The 26,120-nt window shown below is 33.3% G+C and carries 33 protein-coding genes; 21 read left to right on the top strand and 12 right to left on the bottom strand.

The window, feature by feature from the left end:
- Positions 1–10 precede the first annotated feature (10 nt).
- Positions 11–487, top strand: a complete 477-nt coding sequence (locus tag ACP7BT_RS06375; RefSeq protein ID WP_002484111.1) for an SRPBCC family protein — start codon at positions 11–13, stop codon at positions 485–487.
- A gap of 93 nt (positions 488–580) precedes the next feature.
- On the opposite strand, the gene ACP7BT_RS06370 is transcribed toward ACP7BT_RS06375, so the two are convergent.
- Positions 581–712, bottom strand: coding sequence for a hypothetical protein (locus tag ACP7BT_RS06370; protein ID WP_002484110.1), 132 nt, complete (start codon positions 710–712; stop codon positions 581–583).
- Between the two features lie 272 nt (positions 713–984).
- Here ACP7BT_RS06370 and ACP7BT_RS06365 point away from each other — a divergent pair, with 272 nt between their 5' ends.
- Complete coding sequence (locus tag ACP7BT_RS06365; protein ID WP_011303800.1) at positions 985–1,338, top strand: zinc ribbon domain-containing protein YjdM; 354 nt, start codon at positions 985–987, stop codon at positions 1,336–1,338.
- Positions 1,339–1,450: 112 nt separating this feature from the next.
- On the opposite strand, the gene ACP7BT_RS06360 is transcribed toward ACP7BT_RS06365, so the two are convergent.
- Entirely contained in the window at positions 1,451–2,635 is a 1,185-nt protein-coding gene (locus ACP7BT_RS06360; RefSeq protein ID WP_041079790.1) for an MFS transporter, read from the bottom strand.
- Positions 2,636–2,759: 124 nt separating this feature from the next.
- On the opposite strand from ACP7BT_RS06360, the gene ACP7BT_RS06355 reads away from it, so the two are divergent.
- Complete coding sequence (locus ACP7BT_RS06355) at positions 2,760–3,650, top strand: LysR family transcriptional regulator (RefSeq protein WP_041079789.1); 891 nt, start codon at positions 2,760–2,762, stop codon at positions 3,648–3,650.
- A 279-nt stretch (positions 3,651–3,929) separates the two neighbouring features.
- Here the strand turns inward: ACP7BT_RS06355 and ACP7BT_RS06350 are convergent, their stop codons facing one another.
- A complete protein-coding gene (locus tag ACP7BT_RS06350; protein ID WP_041079788.1) occupies positions 3,930–4,571 on the bottom strand; it encodes a FusD family fusidic acid resistance EF-G-binding protein in 642 nt (213 codons plus the stop codon).
- Positions 4,572–4,951: 380 nt separating this feature from the next.
- Between ACP7BT_RS06350 and ACP7BT_RS06345 the strand changes: the two genes are divergently transcribed.
- Together ACP7BT_RS06345 and ACP7BT_RS06340 are read left to right on the top strand one after the other, a co-directional pair.
- Positions 4,952–5,914, top strand: a complete 963-nt coding sequence (locus tag ACP7BT_RS06345; RefSeq protein ID WP_002484105.1) for an NAD-dependent epimerase/dehydratase family protein — start codon at positions 4,952–4,954, stop codon at positions 5,912–5,914.
- Positions 5,915–6,220: 306 nt separating this feature from the next.
- On the top strand, positions 6,221–7,297 hold the full coding sequence (locus ACP7BT_RS06340; protein ID WP_041079787.1) for a branched-chain amino acid aminotransferase: 1,077 nt from the start codon (positions 6,221–6,223) through the stop codon (positions 7,295–7,297).
- A gap of 87 nt (positions 7,298–7,384) precedes the next feature.
- On the opposite strand, the gene ACP7BT_RS06335 is transcribed toward ACP7BT_RS06340, so the two are convergent.
- Together ACP7BT_RS06335 and ACP7BT_RS06330 are read right to left on the bottom strand one after the other, a co-directional pair.
- Positions 7,385–7,603 carry a hypothetical protein gene (locus tag ACP7BT_RS06335; RefSeq protein WP_037539066.1) on the bottom strand — a complete coding sequence of 73 codons (219 nt, stop codon included), beginning with the start codon at positions 7,601–7,603 and terminating at the stop codon, positions 7,385–7,387.
- Positions 7,604–7,655: 52 nt separating this feature from the next.
- A complete protein-coding gene (locus ACP7BT_RS06330; protein ID WP_228481216.1) occupies positions 7,656–7,925 on the bottom strand; it encodes a hypothetical protein in 270 nt (89 codons plus the stop codon).
- A 160-nt stretch (positions 7,926–8,085) separates the two neighbouring features.
- On the opposite strand from ACP7BT_RS06330, the gene ACP7BT_RS06325 reads away from it, so the two are divergent.
- Positions 8,086–8,778, top strand: coding sequence for an HAD family hydrolase (locus ACP7BT_RS06325; RefSeq protein ID WP_041079786.1), 693 nt, complete (start codon positions 8,086–8,088; stop codon positions 8,776–8,778).
- An 85-nt stretch (positions 8,779–8,863) separates the two neighbouring features.
- Entirely contained in the window at positions 8,864–9,253 is a 390-nt protein-coding gene (locus ACP7BT_RS06320) for a hypothetical protein (RefSeq protein ID WP_041079785.1), read from the top strand.
- 71 nt (positions 9,254–9,324) lie between these two features.
- Here ACP7BT_RS06320 and ACP7BT_RS06315 read toward each other — a convergent pair whose 3' ends face one another.
- Positions 9,325–9,987 (bottom strand): deoxynucleoside kinase, encoded by a 663-nt coding sequence (locus ACP7BT_RS06315; RefSeq protein ID WP_002484099.1) that lies wholly within the window; start codon positions 9,985–9,987, stop codon positions 9,325–9,327.
- Complete coding sequence (locus ACP7BT_RS06310) at positions 9,980–10,597, bottom strand: deoxynucleoside kinase (protein ID WP_041079784.1); 618 nt, start codon at positions 10,595–10,597, stop codon at positions 9,980–9,982. The genes ACP7BT_RS06315 and ACP7BT_RS06310 overlap by 8 nt, the downstream gene beginning before the upstream one ends.
- Positions 10,598–10,661: 64 nt before the next feature.
- Here ACP7BT_RS06310 and tadA point away from each other — a divergent pair, with 64 nt between their 5' ends.
- From tadA to ACP7BT_RS06295, 3 genes are all read left to right on the top strand, one after another.
- Positions 10,662–11,153 carry a tRNA adenosine(34) deaminase TadA gene (gene tadA / locus ACP7BT_RS06305; RefSeq protein ID WP_041079783.1) on the top strand — a complete coding sequence of 164 codons (492 nt, stop codon included), beginning with the start codon at positions 10,662–10,664 and terminating at the stop codon, positions 11,151–11,153.
- 100 nt (positions 11,154–11,253) lie between these two features.
- Positions 11,254–12,126 carry an HAD family hydrolase gene (locus ACP7BT_RS06300; RefSeq protein WP_041079782.1) on the top strand — a complete coding sequence of 291 codons (873 nt, stop codon included), beginning with the start codon at positions 11,254–11,256 and terminating at the stop codon, positions 12,124–12,126.
- 18 nt (positions 12,127–12,144) lie between these two features.
- Entirely contained in the window at positions 12,145–12,711 is a 567-nt protein-coding gene (locus tag ACP7BT_RS06295) for an NADPH-dependent FMN reductase (RefSeq protein WP_041079781.1), read from the top strand.
- Positions 12,712–12,784: 73 nt separating this feature from the next.
- Here ACP7BT_RS06295 and ACP7BT_RS06290 read toward each other — a convergent pair whose 3' ends face one another.
- The 4 genes from ACP7BT_RS06290 to ACP7BT_RS06275 form a co-directional block, all read right to left on the bottom strand.
- Positions 12,785–13,123, bottom strand: a complete 339-nt coding sequence (locus ACP7BT_RS06290; protein WP_041079780.1) for a transcriptional regulator, SarA/Rot family — start codon at positions 13,121–13,123, stop codon at positions 12,785–12,787.
- A gap of 427 nt (positions 13,124–13,550) precedes the next feature.
- The gene (gene folE2 / locus ACP7BT_RS06285; RefSeq protein WP_002484093.1) at positions 13,551–14,429 is read right to left on the bottom strand and encodes a GTP cyclohydrolase FolE2; all 879 of its coding nucleotides are present in this window, start codon (positions 14,427–14,429) and stop codon (positions 13,551–13,553) included.
- A gap of 14 nt (positions 14,430–14,443) precedes the next feature.
- Positions 14,444–15,109 (bottom strand): bacillithiol biosynthesis deacetylase BshB2, encoded by a 666-nt coding sequence (gene bshB2, locus ACP7BT_RS06280; RefSeq protein ID WP_002484092.1) that lies wholly within the window; start codon positions 15,107–15,109, stop codon positions 14,444–14,446.
- Positions 15,110–15,121: 12 nt separating this feature from the next.
- Entirely contained in the window at positions 15,122–15,487 is a 366-nt protein-coding gene (locus ACP7BT_RS06275; RefSeq protein WP_162483072.1) for a YojF family protein, read from the bottom strand.
- Between the two features lie 371 nt (positions 15,488–15,858).
- On the opposite strand from ACP7BT_RS06275, the gene nagB reads away from it, so the two are divergent.
- The 11 genes from nagB (at position 15,859) to ACP7BT_RS06220 (ending at position 25,659) form a co-directional block, all read left to right on the top strand.
- On the top strand, positions 15,859–16,587 hold the full coding sequence (gene nagB, locus ACP7BT_RS06270; RefSeq protein ID WP_037539056.1) for a glucosamine-6-phosphate deaminase: 729 nt from the start codon (positions 15,859–15,861) through the stop codon (positions 16,585–16,587).
- Positions 16,588–16,706: 119 nt separating this feature from the next.
- Positions 16,707–17,339: a 3-hexulose-6-phosphate synthase gene (gene hxlA / locus ACP7BT_RS06265; protein ID WP_037539054.1), complete on the top strand. Its 633-nt coding sequence runs from the start codon at positions 16,707–16,709 to the stop codon at positions 17,337–17,339.
- Between the two features lies 1 nt (position 17,340).
- The gene (hxlB, locus tag ACP7BT_RS06260; protein WP_002484088.1) at positions 17,341–17,889 is read left to right on the top strand and encodes a 6-phospho-3-hexuloisomerase; all 549 of its coding nucleotides are present in this window, start codon (positions 17,341–17,343) and stop codon (positions 17,887–17,889) included.
- 380 nt (positions 17,890–18,269) lie between these two features.
- Entirely contained in the window at positions 18,270–19,634 is a 1,365-nt protein-coding gene (locus tag ACP7BT_RS06255; RefSeq protein WP_052463670.1) for an AMP-binding protein, read from the top strand.
- A 3-nt stretch (positions 19,635–19,637) separates the two neighbouring features.
- Positions 19,638–20,780, top strand: a complete 1,143-nt coding sequence (locus ACP7BT_RS06250) for a thiolase family protein (RefSeq protein ID WP_002484086.1) — start codon at positions 19,638–19,640, stop codon at positions 20,778–20,780.
- A complete protein-coding gene (locus ACP7BT_RS06245; RefSeq protein ID WP_041079777.1) occupies positions 20,752–21,114 on the top strand; it encodes a hypothetical protein in 363 nt (120 codons plus the stop codon). Before ACP7BT_RS06250 ends, ACP7BT_RS06245 begins: the two co-directional genes overlap by 29 nt.
- Position 21,115: 1 nt before the next feature.
- Complete coding sequence (locus ACP7BT_RS06240) at positions 21,116–21,379, top strand: hypothetical protein (protein ID WP_041079776.1); 264 nt, start codon at positions 21,116–21,118, stop codon at positions 21,377–21,379.
- 189 nt (positions 21,380–21,568) lie between these two features.
- On the top strand, positions 21,569–22,981 hold the full coding sequence (locus tag ACP7BT_RS06235; RefSeq protein ID WP_002484084.1) for an MFS transporter: 1,413 nt from the start codon (positions 21,569–21,571) through the stop codon (positions 22,979–22,981).
- Positions 22,982–23,201: 220 nt separating this feature from the next.
- Entirely contained in the window at positions 23,202–23,624 is a 423-nt protein-coding gene (locus ACP7BT_RS06230; protein WP_041079775.1) for a MarR family winged helix-turn-helix transcriptional regulator, read from the top strand.
- Positions 23,625–23,733: 109 nt separating this feature from the next.
- On the top strand, positions 23,734–25,089 hold the full coding sequence (locus ACP7BT_RS06225) for an MATE family efflux transporter (protein WP_041079774.1): 1,356 nt from the start codon (positions 23,734–23,736) through the stop codon (positions 25,087–25,089).
- 123 nt (positions 25,090–25,212) lie between these two features.
- Positions 25,213–25,659: an ASCH domain-containing protein gene (locus ACP7BT_RS06220; protein ID WP_002484081.1), complete on the top strand. Its 447-nt coding sequence runs from the start codon at positions 25,213–25,215 to the stop codon at positions 25,657–25,659.
- Between the two features lie 254 nt (positions 25,660–25,913).
- Here the strand turns inward: ACP7BT_RS06220 and vraX are convergent, their stop codons facing one another.
- Positions 25,914–26,084, bottom strand: a complete 171-nt coding sequence (gene vraX / locus ACP7BT_RS06215; RefSeq protein ID WP_002484080.1) for a C1q-binding complement inhibitor VraX — start codon at positions 26,082–26,084, stop codon at positions 25,914–25,916.
- Between the last annotated feature and the right edge of the window lie 36 nt (positions 26,085–26,120).

The following is a 26,120-nucleotide window of genomic DNA, read 5'->3' as shown; positions in this document are numbered from 1 at the left end:
GCATATTCATATGGAAGCTGTATATTCTAAAGATGAACAAGGTGCATATCAAACATTAAAAATAATCATTGAACAAGATGTAGCGACAGTGTTTAAACTTTTAAGCACAACGGAAGGTATTCAACAATGGTTTCCACAATTATCATTTGAAGACCGTCAAGTTGGTGGTAAAATGAAATTCCAAATGGATGGGCAAGACGACGAGGAAATGGAAATTACAGCCTTTGAAGAAAATGAAACAATTGGCTATACATGGGATATTGGTACAGTAAGGTTTGATTTACATGATACTGGTAAAGAAACGGTATTGATTTTCGATGAATGTTTACCGTTTGCATTTCCACATATTATACTTGATTTTGCAGGCTGGCAGTTCCAAATGGAAAACATTAAGCAGGTTGCTGAAACTGGATCATCTATAGATCAACAAGCATTAGACTTTGATAGTAAAAAGCAAGAAATTGCAGAAAAATTAAATTTAAAATAATTCTTAAATATACAAAAAAGCATCTGTCAGTACAATTAATGTACTGACAGATGCTTTTTTAACAGTATTTAGATTCAAGATAATTTAGAAAGCTTAAAATTTATCTTTTAAGTCTTTTGCTTTATCTTGAGCTTGATCTTTAACTTCTTTTTGTTTATCTTTGTCGTTTTTCACTTCGTCTACTTTGTCTTTTGCTTGGTCTTTAAAATCATCAAATTTACTCATTATAAAAGCCTCCTTTATGATTTGTGACACAGGTAATTTTCCACTTATATTATTAAATAAACATTTTTCTGATTATTTTTTGGGAATTTAAAAAATAAAAATTGAATTTGAATTTATTTTTAGCATGAAATAAGCTTTGTAGCGGTTGTGGATGGCTGAAGAAAAAATAAAAAAACAGATCAAACTTTAATAAAAAAAGTGGAGAAAATAGAGTTTATATTTTATAATATGGTAGATTATCAGCTAAATAATAACTTATCGGAGGTTTAATTATGGAATATACTTTACCTAATTGCCCAAAATGTGAATCTAGTTACACATATGAAGATGGTAACCTACTTGTTTGCCCAATGTGTGGTCACGAATGGTCTGAAACTGAAAATAAAGAAAATATGGAAGCGCAAATTACAAGAGATGTGAATGGTCATGAACTAGTAGATGGTGATTCGGTCACTGTGATTAAAGATTTGAAAGTAAAAGGCACTTCATTTGTCATAAAACAAGGTACTAAAGTGAAAAGTATCCGTATCGTAGAACCTGAAGATGGTCACGATATTGATGCTAAAGTGGATAAGATTGGTCTAGTTGGATTGAAATCGTCACTTGTTAAAAAATTAAAAAACTAATATTGGATAAAAATAGGGAGTGCCGCAGAAATGTTATTTTGTGGCACTCCATTGTTATATGTTACTTTTAATCATTTGATTTCTGTTGGATGTATTAATGATTATAAGTTTATCAATTGCTGGTGCTTGTGTAATGTATCGCTTTTCTACCATGCATAAAGTAGTAAAGGATAATGGATGCAATGACTACAATAGCCATCGTGATATATAGATAACGATATCCCATGATTGGCACCATGATGCCTAATACGAATGGACCAATACCAGCGCCAAAGTCAGCAAACATGTAGAATGTTGAGGTTGCTAAACCAATTTTATCAACAGGTGATTGTTGAATGGCAATGGCTTGCGCACTTGGGACAATCGTTCCATAACCGATACCTACAAATATAGCTGAAATAAGTAACAATAGACTTGTGTGTGTGATTGCTAACAGTACTAAGCCAATTGCAAAGCTACATAAGACAGGGTACATGACTTTATTTTCACCATAGGCATCATAAATTTTTCCTGTAAATGGACGTGTAACAAAGGTACTGACTGCATAAACAATAAAGAAGAAACTAGATGCAGTCGCTAAATATATTTGTTCCGTATAAACAGTTAAGAAAGACAATACACTTGAATAAGCAATGCCGACGAATATAACGACAAATGAAATAGGTAGTGCTTCTTTTTGAATATATGCACGAATTCCTTTATTTTCTCTTTCATTGTTGTTCTCAACAGGTGGTTTTGGTAGTCCTTTAATAAATAGTGCAGCAATGAATGCAATGATGATGATAACTAAACTAACAATGAAAATAGATTCGAAACCGAATCGTTGGTTTAATACAATGCCACAAAAAGGACCAATTGCTGATGCTGTGGTAACACTGAGGGCGTAGTAACCGATGCCCTCGCCTTTACGTTTTTCAGGAATAATTCTTGATGAAATTGTTCCAGTTGCTGTCGAAGCCAAACCAAACGCTATCCCATGTAAGAGACGGACAAGCATTAATAAAAATAGACTGCTAATAAGGAAATATAAGCCAACAGTAATAATTGAAAAGATAATGCCGAAGAGCAATACTTTTTTAGGTTGTAGATTGTCAATTACGCGCCCGGATGCTAAACGACCGAAAAGCATACCGATGATAAAGATACCTGCAGCTAAGCCACCCATACTTTCGGATGCATGGAATTTATCAATGGTAAATATAGTTACGGTAACAATTAATGTATAATGAATTAAATACATTAAAAAATTCACAAAGGTAATAGAGATAAAATCTTTAGACCAGAGTTTATCATACATAAGAAGACCGTCCTTTAATTAATTTTTTCATGCACTATTTATTATAATGATTAATGTGTGCTAATGTAAAATTAGTATTTTTAATATTTATATAAGAAACACTTATGTAAAAAGGGGTGAAGGTATGAATTTTGAACAATTAGCTTATGTTAAAAAAATTTATGAAACGGAATCCATCGTTCATGCTTCGGAAGCGATGCATATTAGTCAATCTGCAATGAGTCAATCGATCGCAAATTTAGAAGCAGAACTTGGCTATAAACTGTTTGATCGATCTCGAAAAGGCACGTTGCCAACTGAGGTAGGTAAAAAATTAATCCCTTTAATCATTGATATTTTAGAAGCAAAAGCACATTTAATATCAGAGGTTGATGCCATGCATTCAAATATTGTAGGCTCACTTAAAATTGCGACGATACCGACATTATTTAACAAAATCATACCGAAAGCATTGTCTACCTTTAAAAAGGATTATCCACACATTGAGGTTGAAGTGATTGAAAGTGACAGAGACAAAATTATGAAAATGGTAAAGGACAATGAGGTGGATATTGGCTTGATTGGGAAGACTGAAAGTGAAACATTCGGGCAGACCATCGTCTCTAATTCGCTTAATATATCTACAAATTTCAGATTGATTGTACCTAAAAAATCTAAATTATCATTACAAGATACGGTTGAAATGGAAGCTATTCAACAATATCCATTTGTATTATATGACCGCAATTTTTATCATCATAATTTTAAGCAATTTGAAGATGAAAATGGTCCGCTGAAAATTGTTTTTCGTACAAATAATCCTAGCGTTTTGATAAAAACAGTATCTGAAGGGTTAGGTGTCAGTATTGTTTCTAGTTTGATGCTTGAAGATGATCCGTTTCTTTTAAATGGTCTTATTGAAATGTTACCTATTGGCGCGCCTTTTGACTATTATATTTATTTTACTGCTATCACCCATTCAGATAGAACAAATGAACAAACGATTCGAACGTTTATTGATTATTTAAGAAAGTGAGTATGGAGGCCTAATAAAAACTGACTTTGTCGGCAGTTTTTTGTGCACGCTTTCCACTGGCACCGCCTTAGCCTGTAATCTTCGGTTAGCGTTTTTTCCAGAAGTCGTCCCTAAAAACTACCTTTATGATATGAAAAACATGATACGCCATAAATTAAAAGGTATTGATAGTTATTTTAAGTAATAACATAAATATAACAATAGACAAATCTGCCACAAATGAATAGGTGGGGTTGTCTATATCAAAAAAAGGCCCTAATAATAGGGCCCGTTTTTGGTTTATTGAATCTTATTCAAAAAATGATGGAAGTGCGATAAATCGGATATTTGGTGATTACATAAGGTGCTATCAAAACAAATGTAGTCACCTTTTTTGGTATATTGACCATCATTGCCAGTACGTGTTTTTCGCATAAATAGAGCAACACGGGATTCTTTATTGCAAATAGAGCAGAAACCTTTGACAGTTTGGTTAGAAATGTCTCCGTATACACCGTTTAATTTTCCAAAGTTATCATAATAAATGATGAATTTTCTATTTGAAGCAATATCATTCCAACCGATATACGTACTTGTTTGTAGCACTTCATCACTGATAAGTGGTGTTTTTAGCTTTTTAACTTTTTTAAAAAGGTTAGTGACTTGTTTATTACTCGGATGTTCAAATGGCTTAACATACATTTGTATGGTCGTTAAAATTTTTTGAGCTTGTTCTTTGGTAAGTTGTACATTCATGAGCTTTTCAACGTTTGAACGAATGGTAGTGTCTCTTGAGTTAAATGTACTAAGTATTTCATCACGTGTGACATCTTTGATTGAAGCGATTGTATTGGGATCGTTGACCGAATTATAAGCATTGACTAAATGTGCAACGCGTTCTTTTATATAGTTAAATTGATAAGGGTAAAGTTGTTTTTCCATTTTTATTAGTTCCTCTCACATAAATATAGCTTACATGCATAAGTTAGATGCCTTGTGATAAGGAATTAAATTACAAAGCATCGACTACGTTAATCGAACACTTTGTATTAATAATGTAGCATTTTTGTGCAACATATCATCATCTCCATATATGTTTAATAATTATCTTATAACAGGCTATCGTTTATGTGTCAAATCCGGTTTAATAATATAATATTGAAATCGCAATCAATTATTGTGTGGACTATATATTTTTAAAATAAATGTTCTTTCGATATATACAATAAAGCGTTTTTATAATATAATATAGGTGAAAATAAGGTTATTGTCCACGAGGGAAATACATTACAGTTTCTGTAATATACAAGGGAGATAGAAATATGAAAAAAATTATGATTACTGGTGCATTAGGACAAATTGGAACTGAGTTAGTTGTAAAATGTAGAACATTATATGGAAATGACAATGTCTTAGCCACTGACATTAGAGAACCTGAAGAAGGCTCTGCATTGAAAGATGGTCCATTTGAAATTTTAGATGTAACAGACAAAGCACGTATGGATGAATTAGTCGAATCATTCAAACCAGACACAATGATGCATATGGCTGCATTATTATCAGCAACTGCTGAAAAAAATCCATTATTCGCGTGGGACTTAAATATGGGTGGTTTAATGAATGCATTAGAAGTAGCACGTGAATATAAATTACAATTCTTCACACCAAGTTCTATTGGTGCTTTTGGTCCATCAACACCTAAAGTTAATACACCCCAAGTAACGATTCAACGTCCTACATCAATGTATGGTGTGAATAAAGTTGCTGGAGAATTACTATGCCAATATTACTTTGAAAAATTTGGTGTAGATACACGCAGCGTTAGATTCCCAGGTTTGATTTCACATATTAAAGAACCAGGTGGCGGTACGACAGATTATGCTGTAGATATTTATTTTAAAGCAGTTAGAGAAGGGCAATACTCAAGCTTTATCGCGAAAGATACATTTATGGATATGATGTTTATGGAAGATGCCATTAATGCGATTATCCAACTAATGGAAGCAGACGGCGTTAAATTAATTAATCGAAATGCTTATAATTTAAGTGCGATGAGTATTGAACCAGAAATGGTTAAAGAAGCGATTCAAGAATATTATCCAGACTTTAAATTAGACTACGATGTAGATCCAGTTAGACAATCCATCGCAGATAGTTGGCCTAATAGTATTGATGTAAGTTGTGCGAGAGCAGAATGGGGCTTCAATCCTCAATATGACTTAAGTGCAATGACTAAAGTGATGCTAGATGCTATTGAAGGCAAAGAGAAAGCAGAAGTAAAATAAATCATCTATTTTTTGAAGATAGAACTTCGTTCGATATACGGTTGTTAAGCATTTCACTATTTTAGGTGATGACATTAACGAAGTGTATGTCGACTATAGGTTCGGCTTCTTTTTTGTTTAAATAACAGCGATTTTAATACAAAATGCGAGCAATTAAACCATAAATTAATGTACGAACAGTGGTTTGATTATCCAAGATACATATTGTTGGTTTATTTGAAATTTTTTGAAAATTATTGAACACAGACTAGTGGATTGGTATAATTTAATATAATACTTAAGAATAAACATTGGGAGGAAGCAATCATGTCAGAAAAAATTAAATTTGTACAGCGTGAAACACTTAAAGAAAAACCGGATCCAAGTGAATTAGGTTTCGGGAAATACTTCACTGATTATATGTTGAGTTTCGACTATGATATCGATCAAGGATGGCATGATTTAAAAATTGTACCTTATGGTCCAATAGAAATTTCTCCAGCAGCACAAGGTATTCATTATGGTCAATCTGTATTTGAAGGCTTAAAAGCTTATAAACATAATGGAGAAGTTGATTTATTCCGTCCATCAGAGAACTTCAAGCGTATTAATAAATCGTTGGCACGCTTGGATATGCCACAAGTAGACGAAGAAGTGGTATTAGAAGGTTTAAAACAACTTGTAGATGTTGAACGTGATTGGGTACCGGAAGGTGAAGGACAATCATTATATATTCGTCCATATGTTTTTGCGACAGAAGGTATTTTAGGTGTACGTCCTTCATACTCTTATAAATTATTAATTATATTATCTCCATCGGGTTCATATTATGGTGGTGCATCACTCAACCCAACTAAAATTTATGTCGAAGATCAATATGTGCGTGCCGTACGCGGCGGTGTAGGTTATGCTAAAGTTGCAGGTAACTATGCAGCAAGCTTATTAGCGCAATCTAACGCTTCAGCTCAAGGTTATGATCAAGTACTTTGGTTAGATGGTGTTGAACAAAAATACGTGGAAGAAGTCGGAAGTATGAATATCTTCTTCGTTGAAAATGGTAAATTGGTAACACCAGAATTAAATGGTAGTATTTTACCGGGTATCACACGTAAGACGGTGATTGAATTAGCTCAAAATTTAGGCTATGAAGTGGAAGAACGCAAAGTATCTATCGATGAATTGATTGAAGCGCACAATAAGGGCGAATTAACAGAAGTATTCGGTACAGGTACAGCAGCAGTCATTTCTCCAGTAGGCCAATTAAAATACGGTGAGACAGAAATCGTAATTAATAATAATGAAACTGGTGAAATCACACAAAACTTATATGATCATTATACAGGCATTCAAAGTGGTAAACTTAATGATCCACAAGGATGGAGAGTCGTAGTACCAAGATATTAAAATTAATCCTAAAAAGGTTGGTAACGCATGCGCGTTACCAACCTTTTTTATGATGATATTTATTTGAATGACAGCCGCTGAACGATGTTAATCTTTTGAAATGTCATTAAAGACATCTTCGTTGATGCCTTCTTTAAAACCTTGTTTTACTGCATCAAAACTATCAAAAAAGCTAACAACAAATAAGGATAAGATAATGACGGCAATGCCTTTATACCAACTCGATGGTGACATCGGTTTTTGTCGTTTTGAAAAATAAACGCCGATTAGAATGCTAACGATAATAAAAGTAATTGCATAAATCATGATACGCTTACCCCTTTATTAATATGTATGAAATGATTTTAACTTTTTATTTTTAAATTTTTTCTTCATTTTTTGCTTTATGCTCGCCATTTTCTCCACCTTGCTTAATGTCATCTACATGATAGAATCCACTGACAATGACCATGGCAAATGCAATGACACCGATGCCTTTAAACCAACTGGATGGTGACATTGGCTTATCTCTTTTTGAAAAATAGATACCAATACATACTGCAATAATTACAAATACTATAAAGTAACCTATTTTAAAAACCCCCCTTGTAACATTTAAATGTTTTGCAGAATTTATATTTGTCGTCATTATGATAACATAATACGTATAGAACGCAAATTAAGTTAAGTATCAGATACATGCAATTAAATCAAATTCAGTTACAATATTTGTTTCGTGTGACATTTTTGTACTAAAATATAAAGCATGAATTATTTTAATTAAGCGAAATTATAGGAGCTGTTCAAGCATGAAATGGATTTTATTTGATAAAGATGGCACGATTATATATTTTGATCGTAGTTGGATGAAGATTGGTCTACAATTAGTAGATGATTTTATGGAAGCGTATGATCAAGATATTGATGATAAGTCAGCAGCATATGCACATTTAGGTGTGGTTGACGGTGAAATACAGCCGGGTACAATCATGGCTTCAGGTGCACTGGATGAAATGGTGCAAGCGTTTTGTGATATTGCTGGTCAAGATGTCACGAAATGGGCACAAGCACGCAGTCAAACCTTAGTAGATAATAGAGTGCCTGAAAATGTATTGGTTGAAGGTATCGAGGATACGTTAAAAACATTACAGAATCAAGGATATAAAATGGGCATTGTTACAAGTGATTCGAAGAAAGGTGTCGAGCAATTTTTAGAGATTACTCAATTTAATCACTTTTTTGATGTCGTTATTTCAACCGAAGCGAATGCAGTCGAAAAACCAAATCCAGAAGTATTAAATCCATTATTTAATCAATATGATGTTGCTCCTGAAGACGTCGCTATTGTTGGTGACACTGCAAATGATATGCAAACCGGTGTTAATGCACAGCTCGGATTAAAAGTTGCGGTGTTAACTGGTGTAGGATTAGCAGAGGAATTTACCCAAGCGGATTATACTGTAGAAACAGCAAATGATATCGTAAATATATTAAAAAAATAGGCGCAGTGTCTAAATTATGTCATAATATGCTTAACGTATATTATGACTTTTTTAATATTTAATTTTAAATATTGAGGTGATCAAAATGATTGATGGGAAGTATGCAGATTATCATGGCGAGACGTTTAAAGTTGTGGAAATGATAAGTAATGATGTGGTGTTGGTTACTGAAGATGAACGAGCGTTAGATTTAGGGTTTGAAGCTAAAACAATAAAACATTCTAAACATACATTATATTTTAAACAAGTAGCACGTGATGATATCGATGAGCTTTACGCATTATATCAAGAAGCGCGATACGGTGGCGCAATTTTTGATTTGTATCAAGATACGGAAGGACAACTATATATCGGAACCGAAGACCAAGATAAGGCAAGTACCTTTGGTTTAGTACAAACGGATGAACATTATTACAGTAAATATGTGACAGACGATGAAATTGAAAAAATTATTTACCGTAGCCATATTGAGTAATTTACGGCTATACACATAAAAAGTCACTCCGACCAAAACTTAGTGGAGTGACTTTTTTTAATATATTGAATTTAACGTTGATCGACTTTACGATATGTTTCGATGACGTTGCGAATTTTGTCAATAACTGGGTTGAGTGTTTCAGGATCTTCGTGCAGATCATATTCATTAATATTGACTCGAACAACTGGACAAGCATTAAACTCGCTAATCCAATCTTCATAACGTTGATATAATTTTTGCCAGTATGCGGTATCCGTTTCAATTTCCATTTGACGGCCACGTTGTTTAATACGATTGATGACATCGTCATAATCGCACTCTAAATAAATTAATACATCTGGTTTAGGGAAGTAAGGTGTCATGACCATTGCGTTAAACAATTCAGAATAAGTTTCAAAGTCTTCAGGACTCATCGTACCTTGTTCTTGATGCATTTTCGCAAAAATATCGACATCTTCATAAATAGAACGGTCTTGAATAAAACCGCCACCATATTCAAACATTCGTTTTTGTTCTTTGAAACGTTCTGCTAAAAAATAAATTTGTAAATGAAAACTCCAACGCTCAAAATCATTATAAAACTTATCCAGATAAGGGTTGTGGTCTACGTTTTCAAATGAAGTTCTAAAATTAAAGCGCTCTGCTAAAGCTTTTGTTAATGTTGATTTACCAACGCCTACAGTTCCGGCGATAGTAATGACAGCATCTTGCGGGATACCGTAATTATTCATGCTCATGTCCTCCAATCAGTGGCTTCACTAATTCTAAAATATAATTATAATCGTTTTCATACTTCATAAAATCAAGGTGTGTCGTATCAATACGTATAACACGTTCACCATCGTTCTTTAAAGATTCGTAATAGTCATTGTAATCACGTTTTAAATTTAATAAATAATCATCTGCAATTTGATGTTCAAAGCTCCGATTACGGTGCGCAATACGTGATTTTAGTGTCGCCAAATCAGCGTCTAAAAAGATAATCATATTAGGCATTTCTAAATCTTCGGTTAAAATATCATAGATTCTTGAAAATTTATTGTATTCCGTTGTAGTTAGGGTATTATTTGCAAAAATTTTATTTTTATAAATATGGTAATCACTGACAATACCGTTTTTAATTAATGCGAGATCTTGAAATTGTTTATATCGATTACATAAAAAGAACATTTCTGTTTGAAAGCTCCATTTGGAAATATCTTCATAAAAATCTGATAAAAATGGGTTTTCTGTGATGATTTCTTTTTCTTCGTAATATTTATAAGTTTGACTAAGTTTATGTGCTAAAGAAGATTTTCCGACTCCAATCGGACCTTCCACAGCAATAAATTGTTTTTTCATATTTACCGCTCCAATGTTAAAATAGACAATAAATATTGTACCATATGTGAGGTGTGTGAGATACATGACAAATCATGAATTTTATATGGAAGTTGCGATTGAAGAAGCAAAAAAAGCTGGCAATATAGGTGAAGTACCTATCGGTGCAATTATTGTAAAAAATGATGAAATTATTGCTAGAGCGCATAATTTACGTGAATCTGAACAAAATCCAACTGCACATGCTGAACATATTGCGATTCAACGCGCCGCAGCTGCTTTAGGAAGTTGGAGACTAGAAGGCTGTACTCTTTATGTAACTTTAGAACCGTGCGTGATGTGTGCGGGGAGTATAGTGATGAGTCGTATTCCTTCTGTGATATATGGAGCTAAGGACCCCAAAGGTGGGTGTGCCGGTAGTCTAATGAATCTGTTGCAAGAACCAAGATTTAATCATCGGGCAACAGTAGAATTTGGTATTTTAGAAGAATCATGTAGTCAGTTATTAACTGCGTTTTTTAAAAATATAAGAAAAAATAAAAAAAACATTCGAACAGCCGATAATACAAAAAAGTAAACATTTGATAGAATATGAATATGTTACAAAATTATGGCAAATGAGAATCATATATAATTGATTTTGTGTTATCGATCTTAGAAGGGAAAGAGGTAAACAAATGATAAATTTAATTGCTACAGATATGGATGGGACCTTACTAAATGCTGCACATGAAATATCGGAAGAAAATATAAAAGCTATAAAGTATGCACAATCCCAAGGTATTACAGTTGTTATAGCAACAGGACGTGCTTTTTATGAGGCGAATTCACCGGTAAATCAAACAGATTTAAAACTACCTTATATTTGCTTGAATGGTGCCGAAGTTAGAGATGAATCATTTAATATTATGAGTACATCCAATTTAAATCGTGAATTGATTAATCGAATTACAAATGAGTTAAAGTCAGAAGATATATATTATCAAGTATATACAAATTTAGGTATTTATACTGAAAACCCTCAACGAGATTTAGAAATCTATATCGATATTGCAGAACGTGCAGGTCAAAAAGCGGATGTTGAAAAGATTAAAGCAGGTATTCAAAAGCGTATTGATAATGGCACATTAAAAGTTGTAGATAATTACGACAAAATTGAGGATACACCGGGTGAAATTGTGATGAAAATATTGGCATTTGATAGTGATTTAGCAAAGATTGATCGTGTGAGTGAAAAATTAGCACAATCAGAAAGTCTTGCCATCTCATCCTCATCTAGAGGTAATATTGAAATCACACATTCAGATGCTCAAAAGGGCATTGCATTGGAAACAATTGCTGAGCGATTAAATATTGATATGGAAAACGTAATGGCCATTGGAGATAACATGAATGATATTTCTATGTTAGAGCGAGTAGGTTATTCGGTATCTATGGCAAATGCAGCACCAGAAGTAAAAGCAGTCGCGACGTACACAACGGATTCAAATGAAGAAAGTGGTGTCGGTAAAGCGATTATGAAACTACTTCAAGAAAATAACAAAAAATAGTATGAGGTGAAGTAATAAATGAAAGGTTTAATTATAGTTGGTAGTGCTAAAGTGGGGTCACATACAACAGCACTATCTCAATATTTGAAAGGTCATTTTGAAGAACATGACTTTGATGTTGAAATTTTTGATTTGGCGGAGCAACCTATCCACCAACTTGATGTTTCTGGAGCATCTAATCCAAGTGAAAGTTATAAAAATAATTTACAAACATTAAAAACTAAAGCAAGAGAAGCTGATTTTTTCGTACTAGGTAGTCCTAATTATCACGGTTCTTACTCAGGTATTTTAAAAAATGCTTTAGACCATTTAACAATGGATGATTTTAAAATGAAACCAGTAGGATTAATAGGTAATAGTGGTGGTATTGTCAGTTCTGAACCATTGTCACACTTACGTTTAATTGTACGTTCGTTATTAGGTATTGCAGTACCTACACAAATTGCTACACATGATACGGATTTTAAAAAATTAGATGATGGTACATATTATTTAGCTAATGAAGAATTTCAATTACGTGCGCGTTTATTTGTAGATCAAATTATTTCATTTGTAAAAAACAGTCCATATGAACATTTAAAATAAGCCAGTTCAATAAGCAAGAAAGAAGCGCTTATAGGTTATCTATCAGATATAGGTAATCTATAGGCGCTTTTGATTAACTGTTTGTTTTTAAGATATTAGAAACAATCGAATGATACTGTCGTATAATTTTAGTGATTTTGTCAAAATCAATATTATGTAAATAGATACGTCGTTCATCATGTTCATGGCGTGATTTTGTAAATAAACCGAAGTTACTCAGGTTATTTATTTGAATCGAAATCGGTGTATTGTCAATGTTTAAATGTCTTTTAAGTTCTACTGCATCAATTTTGTCTTTATTTAAGTATTTCAATTGTTCTAAAATAATAATTTCTAAAAATGTTAAACCTAAATCTTTCTTGATTGCCTTTTTTATGATGTTTCTGTTTTTTTCATATAAAATTGTATTCATATCTAACCTCTCATTTCTTTTTAAACCCGCTAATGAATGTATAGAGTCATAACGCATTTGCTTTCATAAGTAATTTTAGGAAAATGGATTAGTTTTCCTAGAAAAGGAGATGCCATGTTTGGTCATAATCCATTTTATTATTATCAACAATTTGTATGATTAAATTGAGATAGAAATACTGCCATAATAATTTTAATATGTAAATTGTCTATAGAACATCAGCGAAATTTAATTATTAATATCTATTGTTTTAATATTAATAGATTATTGCAAAATTTAGGGTGTAAATTTTAGCATAACACATTAAAATTTTACTTTGATAAAAAATTGAGATGAATTTAGAATGAAAATAAATTAAATGAAAAATGACAAAAAAGCATATGCGCAACCGAATCAAGAGGGTTACACATATGCTAAGTCATAATGATTATTTTCTATATTTTAATTTTGCGAATGCATCGTGTTGATGAATAGATTCTTCATTACGGCATTCAATATCGAAGCCATCGAGCCAATCAAAATCGACTAAATCTGCTGCGATTAAGCGAATGAGGTCTTCAACAAATCTAGGATTTTCATATGCACGTTCCGTTACGCTCTTTTCATCCGGTCTTTTCAAGATAGGGTATAATATAGAGCTTGCATTGGCTTCCATGGCATCTAAAATCACATCTTTGTAATTATCAATCAGCTCAATGTCTTTATTAATGTATGCCTTCACAGTTACAATACCACGTTGATTGTGTGCAGAATATTCACTGATTTCCTTAGAGCAAGGACATAGTGTCGTTACCGCTGCTTCAATCGTAATTTCTTTACGTGTCACATTTTGTTTATCAATTGCTAAACCATAAGTGACGTCCGCATGTCCAACTGCTTTAATTTGTGTTATTGGGCTAAAACGGTCAAAAAACCATTTTGCTGATACGTCTAATCCTGCAGCATTTTGATTCATACGTTCTTGTAGGCTGCGTAATAATTGGTATAGTGCATCAAAATCTAATTCAATACCGTTATGGTAATGTTTTTCAACACTTTCTAAAATACGGCTCATGTTAATCCCTTTTTCGTCTAGGTTTAAACTAGTTGAAAAGCTAAAATTACCAGCAGTCTGGAAACGATCAACAAGTACTGGATAAACCAGATTCTTAATACCGACTTCTTCTATTTCAAATAAGAAGTTTTTATGGGTGCTTTGTAAATCTTTCATTTCTTCTTTTATTGTTGGTTTCGTACCTTCTATTGGGTCGACGGATCCAAAATGTTTCCAACGACCTTCACGTGTAGATAAGTCAAATTCTGTCATGCTATTGCCTCCACTTAAGATTCAAAGTTATAAGTCCAATAAGGTTCTACTTCTAAGAAACTTTGTGCTTCTCCAGATACTTCAGGTGTGGCTAATTGTTTTAAAAAAGGACCTGTCTGAGATGAATGGGCTTCAAATGCGCGAAGTTTTACCTCTTTATAATCACTGATCTCATTTAGTATATCAGGGGCACCTAGTTTTTCTGGTGCATCATTACTAAATGCTACGAGTTGTAAACGTGGTCTTTCAGATGCTGGCATGCGACCAACTGTTCTAACGACAGCCTCTGCAGTCGCTTCATGGTCTGGGTGCACAGCAAATTGCGGGTAGAATGAGATGATAACAGATGGGTGTAATTCATCGATTAGCGATTGAACCATTGCGTCCATCTCATCATGGGGTTCGAATTCCACCGTTTTATCTCTTAATCCCATTTTACGCAAGTCAGTTATGCCAATGGCTTCCATTGCGTTTTCTAATTCTTTTTCACGAATATCCGGAAGTGTTTCGCGTGTTGCAAAAGGCGGATTACCTAAATTACGGCCCATTTGACCTAATGTTAAACATGCATACGTAACCGGTACGCCATGATCAATATATCGTGCTAATGTGCCTGCAGATGAGAATGACTCATCATCTGGATGCGGAAAAATGACTAATACTTGGCTTTCCTCTGACATGGTATGCCCTCCTTACGCTTTAAATGGTGTTGTACTGATTTCTAAGGCAGCGGCTAATTGTCCTTCATAATTAAATCCAGCTAATAGAAATTCATCATTTTCATTGACTTCGAAATGCGTTAATCCTTGTACATAAACCCAACCATTATCTTTTAGTTTGAGTCCAACACGATAAGGGTCTTTGTTACCACCTTTGAGTTGCGCATGTTCATAAGTAACTTGAATATTTCTTAAAAAAGTACCGGCATTAAATACGCGTTGGTCGAAGTGGGCAGCATATGCACCATTTGTCGTTTCAACGTGAATGTATACAGGTTTATGCTCATATGATGAAAGTAAAGTTTGTACTTTGTCATAATCGATCTCTTCCAAATTCATTGCCTCCTTGCTTTCAGAACCTAATTTTACAAAATTCATTTATTGAAATCATTTTTCGGTATCGTATTCATTAATAAATCAGTCCATATCTTAGTGTAAACCGACTTTTATACATTTTCTACCTGAAAAGTAAATTTTATAGATAAGATTGTATTTTTTGATTATCTTTCCATTCTACTAAAAAGTACATCATAAATGTATCTCTATGCTCAATAAATCGTAAGTATTTTATAATTTTTTGTTAAGTATGATGTAGGAATTCGATTTCTGTCAAAAATAAGATAATCACGTATAATAAGTAAGTGTAAGTATATGTAAGTATATGGATAGATTAGAGTCGTTTTGTATTTATTTACGGGGAGGGCACGTATATGAAAATAACAAATCTTGGTACAAGCGGATATGCTTCATTTTATGTGGCGTGTGAATTATATAAACAAATGAGCCAACAAAATCATAGTAAATTAGGACTAGCTACAGGTGGCACGATGGTAGACGTATATCGTTTTTTGGTGCAATTATTAAGAAAAAACAAATTAGATGTTAGTGAAATTGAAACGTTTAATTTGGATGAATACGTCGGACTCGATGCACAGCATGAGCAAAGTTACCATACTTATATGAATGAGATGCTATTTAAACAATATCCTTATTTTAATCCATCATTACTTCATATACCAAACGGGAATGCCGACAATTTAAACGATGAAACGAAACGCTATGAACAATTGATTAATCAAAAAGGTCCAGTAGATATTCAAATTCTAGGTATTGGTGAAAATGGTCATATTGGTTTTAATGAACCAGGCACAGATATTAATAGCGCAACGCATGTCGTTGATTTAACAGAAAGTACAATTAATGCAAATAGTCGTTATTTCGATAACGAAGTAGATGTGCCCAAACAAGCAGTTTCTATGGGATTATCTACCATATTAAAAGCGCATAGAATTATTTTATTAGCTTTTGGTGAGAAAAAAAGAGCTGCTATTGAAAAATTAGCAGAAAATGAAGTGAACAGCGATGTGCCCGCTACGATATTACATGCACATCCAAATGTAGAAATATATGTTGATGACGAAGCGGCACCTCGATTATAGAAATTCGTTTTAAATTTTATGAAACGGGTAGACATTTTAAGTAAATGATTTTAATGAGTAATCAGTAAGTTTAGCCATGTTATGGCTTTGATAATTTAATTCAAGAAGGGATGATCATTTTGGAATTACAACTAGCAATTGATTTATTAAATAAAGAAGAAGCGGCAGAGCTTGCAAATAAAGTAAAAGATTATGTAGATATCGTAGAAATTGGTACACCTATTGTGATTAACGAAGGTTTACCAGCAGTACAATATCTAAACGATAATATTGATGGCGTAAAAGTTTTAGCAGATTTAAAAATTATGGACGCAGCAGATTATGAAGTAAGCCAAGCAGTTAAATTTGGTGCTGATGTAGTAACAATCTTAGGTGTTGCTGAAGATGCATCTATCAAAGGTGCAATTGAAGAGGCGCATAAAAATGGCAAAGAGCTATTAGTGGATATGATTGCAGTACAAGATTTACAAAAACGTGCTAAAGAATTAGATGAATTAGGTGCAGATTATATCGCTGTACACACTGGCTATGATTTACAAGCTGAAGGTGAATCACCATTAGAAAGCTTACGCCAAGTTAAATCAGTTATTAATAATTCTAAGGTAGCTGTTATTGGTGGTATCAAACCAGATACAATTAAAGAGGTTGTAGCAGAAGAACCAGATTTAGTTGTCGTAGGTGGCGGTATTGCTAATGCAGATGATCCAGTAGCAGCTGCAAAAGCATGTAAAGATGCGATTGAAGGCAGATAATATGACTGAAATTACAAATTATCGATTAATTTTAGATGAATTAGACCATACACTATCGCATGTCAGAGATAATGAGGCGGAAGCTTTTTTAGCACAAGTAGTCAAAGCGAATCAAGTTTTTGTAGCGGGTAAAGGTCGCTCTGGATTTGTAGCGAATAGTTTTGCTATGCGTTTAAATCAATTAGGCAAATATGCGCATGTGGTCGGAGAGTCAACAACACCATCGATTACGAAAGATGATTTATTTGTTGTTATTTCTGGCTCTGGTTCTACAGAGCACTTGCGTATCTTAACTGAAAAGGCTAAAAGTGTTGGAGCTGAAGTTGTATTACTAACGACAAGTCCTAATTCAGCGATTGGTAAACTTGCAAATGCAGTGATTGAGTTACCAGCTGGCACGAAATATGATGCTGAGGGATCAACGCAACCTTTAGGTAGTCTTTTTGAACAGGCATCACAGATATTATTAGATAGTATTGTTTTAGATTTAATGTCTGAACTGAACGTGGATGAAGAAACAATGCAACAAAATCACGCTAATTTAGAATAATTGAGTAGCGATTAAACATTTAAGCAGTGTTGCTTAGATTTTCGAGAGTCGACAAAGTTATAAATGCTTTGTCGACTTTTTTATGCTCAGGTTTAAACAATTTTTAATTACTATTTTGTATTTAATCGTTTTGCAAGTTAGTGACACAAATGCAACGGTTTAGAGTGGTTATTTTAGGTTGATTACCAAAATGGGATGACTCCCCATAATTAATGAAATGTAATTCGAATATTGACTTATCATTACCCAAATGAACGCTTAATTGAGGTGAAAATGGAAAATATAAGTTCATATTTACCACAAGGAAAGATTCATGCTATTTAGCAGTTTTAATGTTAACATATTTGTTGTGAAGGTTAACAAATAGTGGGGGAATCATAGTGGAATTATTAAAGAAAATGGATGATTATGCGAAAAAACAACCCAATCAATATGCTTTAGACTTTGGACGAGATAAACAAACGTATGCAGGGTTAGTACAAAATATGAAATGGTATAAACAACAGTTTCAGCATATACCACAATATAGTTATGTGGGGTTACTAATTGAAGATCCTTTAACCACCATAGAATTATATTTAACCATGCTTCATCATCAATGTATTCCTTGTATATTGGACTATCGTTGGTCAGAAGAACAGATTAAAACACTGATAGATCATTATGGCATCCCATTTTTAATAAATAGTGAATTAGAAGTGATAAAAACGCAAAATGAACAGGGACAACTCAAGTGGCACGAAGATGTATTACATATTGGCTTTACTTCTGGAACGACAGGTTTGCCTAAAGCTTATTATAGAAATGAATTATCTTGGATATATTCTTATGAAGAAACAGAAAAATTAATGAAAACTGAAATAGATACTATGATTGCACCTGGCCCCTTGTCACATTCATTATCTTTATTTGTGTGTGTCTTTGCGCTATACACAGGACGAACGTTTATTGGACAACAGCAATTTGATGCTCAGACATTAGCGGACATGATGCACAATGATCATACAATCCATCATTGTGCTTTGTTTGTAGTTCCAACAATGTTAGATGCCTATGTATCTGGACAATTGGAAATACAACAAATTAAATATATTTTTTCTACTGGTGATAAATTACCTTATAGTTTGAGAAATCGTGTTGCTACGCATTTTCCTAATGCAACGTTAATAGAATTCTTTGGAACATCGGAAGCAAGTTTTATAAGTTATAACTATGATAATGAAGCCCCTAGCCATTCAGTGGGTAAGCTATTTCCAAATGTGAAAATTGATCTTGAGCAGCCTGACGACAAAGGTATTGGTAAATTAAAAGTTAAGAGTAACATGGTCTTTAGTGGATATGTTGATGATGCACATCAAAGTGATTGTTGGATAGGCATAGGTGATTTTGCATCTATGGATGCCCATAACTATCTATATTTACACGGTCGTGAGCATGACCGCATGATTATTGGTGGGAGAAATGTTTATCCAATAGAGGTTGAACGTGCTGTACAAGATTTCGAAAGTTTTCATGAGGTTTTAGTGATTAGTGCACCGCATACAAAATTTGGAGAAATTGCTGTTTTATTATATACAGGCACAGAACACGTGACTTACAGCGAACTAAGAGCATTTTTATCGAAGCGATTAGCGAGATATCAAATACCTTCCAAACTGTTAAAAATAGAAAAAATGGAACATACCCAAAGTGGGAAAATTGCACGTGAAACTATGAAACAGCGTTATATGAAAGGAGCACTTTAAACTATGACAGAAGTTGTTATTGTGGCTGCGAAACGTACGGCATTTGGTAAATATGGCGGTTCATTAAAACATTTGGAACCTGAAGCATTATTAAAACCATTATTTCGTCATTTAACTGAAACCTATTCAGAAGCGATGGCTCATATTGATGATGTAATCCTTGGAAATGTAGTAGGTAATGGTGGAAATATTGCTAGAAAAGCTTTGCTTGAAGCAGGGTTAAGTGAACATATACCAGGTTTAACGATAGATAGACAGTGTGGTTCAGGATTAGAAGCGGTCATTCATGCATGTAGAATGATACAAGCGGGTGCAGGTCATATTTATATTGCAGGTGGTGTAGAAAGTACGAGTAGAGCACCATGGAAAATTAAAAGACCACAATCGGTTTATGATACACATTTACCGGAATTCTTTGAACGTGCTTCGTTTGCACCAGATGGACAAGACCCATCAATGATTGAAGCAGCAGAAAATGTTGCTAAAACCTATGGAATTACAAGAGAAGAACAAGATCAATACGCTTTAAATAGTCATAAAAAAACAATAGAAGCCTATGAAAACAATATCATTCAACAAGAAATTATAAATTTAAGTGCTAAAGGTGAAATATTTAATAGAGATGATAGCATCAAAGAAAGATTAAACGTACGTACATTAAGCCGTTTAAAACCTTTATTGTCAGAGGGGACAGTTACTGCTGGAAATTGTTGTATGAAAAATGATGGGGCAGTATTACTTATGATTATGGATAAAAAAACTGCTTTAGCACATAAATTTAAGGAAGGCTTAATATTTAAAGATAGCATTACAATAGGTGTAGAACCGACATTGCTGGGTATGGGTCCAGTACTTGCAGTTTCTAAGTTACTTCGCAAAAACAAGATGACGATAGAAGACATCAACGCAATAGAATTAAATGAAGCATTCGCGTCTCAAGTAGTAGCCAGTCAAAGATGTTTGGATATTCCAGCACATAAGTTGAACAAATATGGTGGTGCTATTGCTACTGGTCATCCGTATGGTGCAAGTGGGGCTGCACTTGTAACTCGCTTATTTCACATGAAAAATGATAAACGTACTATTGCAACAATGGGTATTGGAGGAGGAATGGGCAATGCAGCCTTATTTGAAAGATGGTTATGAGACAAAAGTAATCATATTTAATGCTGAAGCAGTACGGCAATATAATGCGTTTTTTAATATTTCGGAAGAAGATGTCGTTCAACCACTTTATTGCGCCAAGTTATGGCCCGAATTTACGTTATTTCAACCGTTTCAAAAAAAAGAAATCATACTTAGAGAAACCCAAGTTACTCAAATACACGATATAAAGGTGAATATACACTATTTAGCACAAATGTGCGTGATAGAGCAGAAAAAGGTACGCCAATTTATGAAATATGTCTTGGAATTGCAAATTAATAAAAATAAATCTAAATGTATAACTATCAGACAAACGTTTATGGAGAAATTTTAAAATGTTAAGTATAAACGCTAAAGAAATAAACACCTATTTAAAATTAATCAATGACCAAAATCCGATTCATGCACATATTGTACCTGGACAAATGATTGTGCAAATGGCACTTCAAAGTCAACGATTACAGTGGACATCATATCGCGTTAAATACATTGAAACTGTTGGTATAAATGAGTTGATACAATTCCAAATGATTTCCGAAAGTATCGTAGTTATTTTAAATCAACATGATGAAACCCTAATTAAAATAATTAAAGTTTAAAATAATAATCCATTAATTTTAGTTTTATTTATTTGTAAAAATCAAATGCATATGATGAATTTTTGCAATCATCAATATACATTTTTTGTATAAATATGATTTAGAAATCCTTTGTAAAACTTAATTCAATTTGACAATATTAATTAACTACGTATAATTATATAACATGTTAAGGGAGTGGACACATTCATGGATTATGAAAAGGATTTTGATAAAAGTAATATAAATAAGGTTGATCCTAAAGCAGCTAAAAAAACTGTGTTTGCCACAGGTATCGGAAACGCGATGGAATGGTTTGACTTTGGTTTGTATTCTTATTTAGCGGTCATACTAGGGCAAAATTTTTTCAGTTCGGTTGAAAATGATCAACTCAAGACTATTTTTACATTTGCGACATTTGCGATTGCATTTTTACTTAGACCCGTTGGTGGTATTATCTTCGGTATTATTGGAGATAAATATGGTCGGAAAGTCGTATTAACGACAACTATTATTATGATGGCGTTCTCAACGTTACTCATTGGATTATTACCTACATACGATCAAATTGGCGTTTGGGCACCGATATTACTCTTACTAGGTAGGGTATTACAAGGTTTCTCAACTGGTGGAGAGTACGCAGGTGCTATGGTTTATGTAGCAGAATCATCACCAGATAGAAAACGAAATACATTAGGTTGTGGCTTAGAAATCGGTACATTATCCGGTTATATTGCAGCGTCTGTTTTAAGTGGACTATTATTCTTCTTCTTAAGTGATGACCAAATGGCAACATGGGGTTGGAGAATTCCATTTATCTTAGGTTTATTCTTAGGTATATTTGGTTTTTATTTAAGAAGAAAATTAGAAGAGTCACCTGTTTATGAAAATGAACTTGCATCGAAACCGAAGAGAGATAATATTGGTTTCTTAACAATTGTCAGATACTACTATAAAGACATCATTGTTTGTTTTGTGGCAGTTGCGTTCTTTAACTGTACAAACTATATGTTAACTTCATATATGCCATCATATTTACAAGAAATTGTGAAATTAGATAGTACAACAGTATCCGTATTAATTACTGTAGTCATGGCAGTGATGATTCCATTAGCATTAATGTTTGGACGCGTTGCAGATAGAATCGGTGAGAAGAAAGTATTCTTAATTGGTCTTATCGGTACAGCTGTATTGAGTATTGGTGCCTTTGCATTAATTCAAACAACAACAATTATCTTTGTAATCGTTGGTATCTTCGTTTTAGGTTTCTTCTTATCAACTTACGAAGCAACGATGCCAGGTTCTTTACCTACAATGTTCTATACACATATAAGATATAGAACACTAGCAGTAACATTTAATGTATCTGTATCACTATTTGGTGGTACAACGCCATTAATTGCATCATCACTTGTAGCGAAGACAGGAGATCCATTATCTCCAGCATATTATCTAACAGCAGTAAGTATTGTTGGTATTATCGTTATCTCATTATTACATGTAAGTACCTCTGGTAAATCACTTAAAGGTTCTTATCCTAATGTTGAAAGTGATGAAGAGTACGAGTATTATGCCAATAATCCTGATAAAGCAATGTGGTGGGCAAAAGACAAACGTGTTTAATTAAATAAATATTTTTAAATTAAAAAATTGAATTTTAAGCTGTCATCAAGTTTAGCGACTTTATGGCAGCTTTTTTGTATAAATGCCGCTTGAGTCAATATTTTTAAATCAAAGTGATGATAGTATTGTTCTTAAATTAAAAAATATCAAAATAACAATTGACACTAGAAAAAAACAGTGTATTATTATCGTTAGATATCTAATTAAATGAGGTGCTTGTTTGGAACAGTCATATGGATATTTATTTAGAATGATAAGCCATGAGATGAAACGCAAGGCAGATCAGCGTTTGAAAATGTATGATATTACAAACGAACAAGGTCACGCGCTAGGTTACTTGTATGCACACCAAGCGGATGGACTTACACAGAACGACATTGTGAATGCCTTACAACGTAAAGGTTCAACAGTAAGTAATTTACTTAAGAACTTAGAAAGTAAGAAGCTCATATACCGTTATGTAGACGCGGATGATACTAGGCGAAAAAATTTAGGTCTAACTGCATCAGGTAGGAAATTAGTTGAAGGGTTTACAGGTGTATTTGACGAGATTGAAGCACTCATGTGTGCGCAGTTATCAGAAGCAGAGAATGAAACAATGAAACAAAATCTATCTAAAATGCTTAGCAGTTTAGAAGATTAGTTACTATAAGTGGCTGTTATAAATTGAAAAATTAACAGCCACCATATTTTTGAATATATAGTTAGATATCTAATTATTAGGTGTCTAAATAAAAAGGAGTAATATAGAAATGAAAGACGAACAGTTATATTATTTTGAAAAATCTTCAGTATTTAAAGCGATGATGCATTTTTCAATTCCTATGATGATAGGAAGTTTATTAAGTGTAATTTATGGTATTTTAAACATTTATTTTATTGGATTTTTAGGTGATAGTCACATGATATCAGCCATTTCACTCACTTTACCTATATTTGCAGTGTTAATGGGTTTAGGTAATTTATTTGGTATCGGTGGAGGAACTTATATTTCCCGGTTATTAGGTGCGAAAGATTATGTGAAAACGAAATTTGTGAGTAGTTTTTCTATTTATGGCGGCCTTATATTAGGAGTTATTGTTATTTTAATGACTATTTTCGCTACTGAACAAATTGCTCATTTATTAGGTGCACGTGGTGAAACACTTGGTTTTACAAGTGCATATTTAAAAGTAATGTTCCTAAGCGCACCATTTGTCATATTGTTCTTTATCTTAGAACAATTCGCTCGATCCATTGGTGCACCAATTATCTCAATGATTGGTATGTTGGCTAGTGTGGTTTTGAATATCATTTTAGATCCTATTTTAATATTTGGTTTTGATTTAAATGTAGTAGGTGCTGCTTTAGGTACAGCTATTTCAAACGTTGTTGCGTCGCTATTTTTTATCATTTATTTTTTGAGAAAAAGTGACATAATTACAATGAGTTTGAACTATGTAAGACCGACGAAAGAAATATTAGTAGAAATTTTTAAAGTAGGCTTTCCAGCATTTCTAATGAGTATTTTAATGGGCGTTACAGGATTAGTTTTAAATTTATTTTTAGCTGGCTATGGTAACTTTGCCATTGCGGGTTATGGTATTTCATTTAGATTAGTACAGTTTCCTGAATTGATTATTATGGGGCTATGTGAAGGTGTAGTGCCATTAATTGCTTACAATTTTATGTCTGATAAAGCACGTATGAAAAATATTATTAAAGTCGTAATTATGACAATCGTTGTGATTTTTGCAGTGTGCATGGTCATTGTGTTTACGACAGGTCATCAATTGATACGTATTTTCTCTAATGATGCGGCTAGTGGAGGAATGGCGACATTTATGTTGAAAGTAACAATCACCTCATTATTATTAAATGGCATTGGTTTCTTATTTACTGGTATGTTGCAAGCGACTGGTCAAGGACGTGGTGCAACGATCATGGCTATTTTACAAGGTGTAGTCATTATCCCAGTTCTATTTGTATTGAATGGATTATTCGGTTTAACTGGCATCGTATGGTCATTATTAATTGCAGAAACAATTTGTGCTTTGGCTGCGATGCTCATTGTTTACTTATTACGAGATAGATTGACAGTAGATAAAGCAGAATTATTAGAAGGTTAATCTTTCTAATTTAATATAATAATACAAAAATCTTTGTACATTCAAAATGTCTGCGCGAAGATTTTTTCGTTTTGTGTTATTTTTAAATAGTAACGAACTATTTATAAATATGGGGGATTTTATATGGCTTTGACAGTAGAGCAGTATTGGCGCAAATTTATTGAAGCATTTCCAAAATACAAAGGTGTACAATTTGAAGCATGGTCTTTTGGTGTTGATGAAGATGAATTAGCTAATTTAGTAAAACAAGGTGAAAAAACAGCAACAACCAGTGGTTATGAGACATACAAAGTAGAAGGTGAACCGCTACCGGAAGTAGGAGATGTCAGTGTTGTATTAAATGAGAAAGGTCATCCACAATGTGTGATTGAGACGACACGTGTATACCAAACGCCGTTCAATGAGGTGACAGAACATCATGCTTTCTTGGAAGGTGAAGGAGATAAATCGTTAACATATTGGCGTGAAGCGCACACAGCATTCTTTAAACCGTATTATGAATCATTAGAAATCGATTTTAATGAAACTTCAATGATGGTTTGTGAAGAGTTTAAGCTACTGTATGTATAAAAAGAGTGGTACATCAGTTAGAACTGCTTCGAGGTTGCTCTCCAAGCAAACAAAGGGGACAATCTTTGTCTAACTGTGTACCACTTAGGGTGTGTGTTTATAGGGATGTGTTATTCAAAGTATGTTTAAGGGGACAACTTAGACATACTTTTTTTAATTTCATATTTCTTAATAAGGGGAGTTAATTGTATATCGTTTCTTCTAATTTCAATTTATTGCATCTTCTGTGTTGTCTTCGATGAGTCGAAAATAACTTAATAACTTAATTTCATGTTATCAACATCATTTTCTAGTAGAGAGAGTAACTTATATAATTCATTCGTGTTGAAGCTTTCATCGAACTTAACAGAAATCGTTTTGAAAGTCTTGGTGATAATTTCATATATTGGGTTACCATTTTCAAAAGCCTGTTTGTAGATAATCATGTTGAGTTTCCCTCCTTCATCTCTCTACACTACATA

Origin of the sequence: Staphylococcus sp. Y174-1, assembly GCF_049897865.1 — a bacterium.
GTDB classification, from domain to species: domain Bacteria; phylum Bacillota; class Bacilli; order Staphylococcales; family Staphylococcaceae; genus Staphylococcus; species Staphylococcus saprophyticus.
The sequence above is the reverse complement of the archived record's forward strand: the minus strand, read 5'-3'. Positions and strand labels throughout refer to the sequence as shown.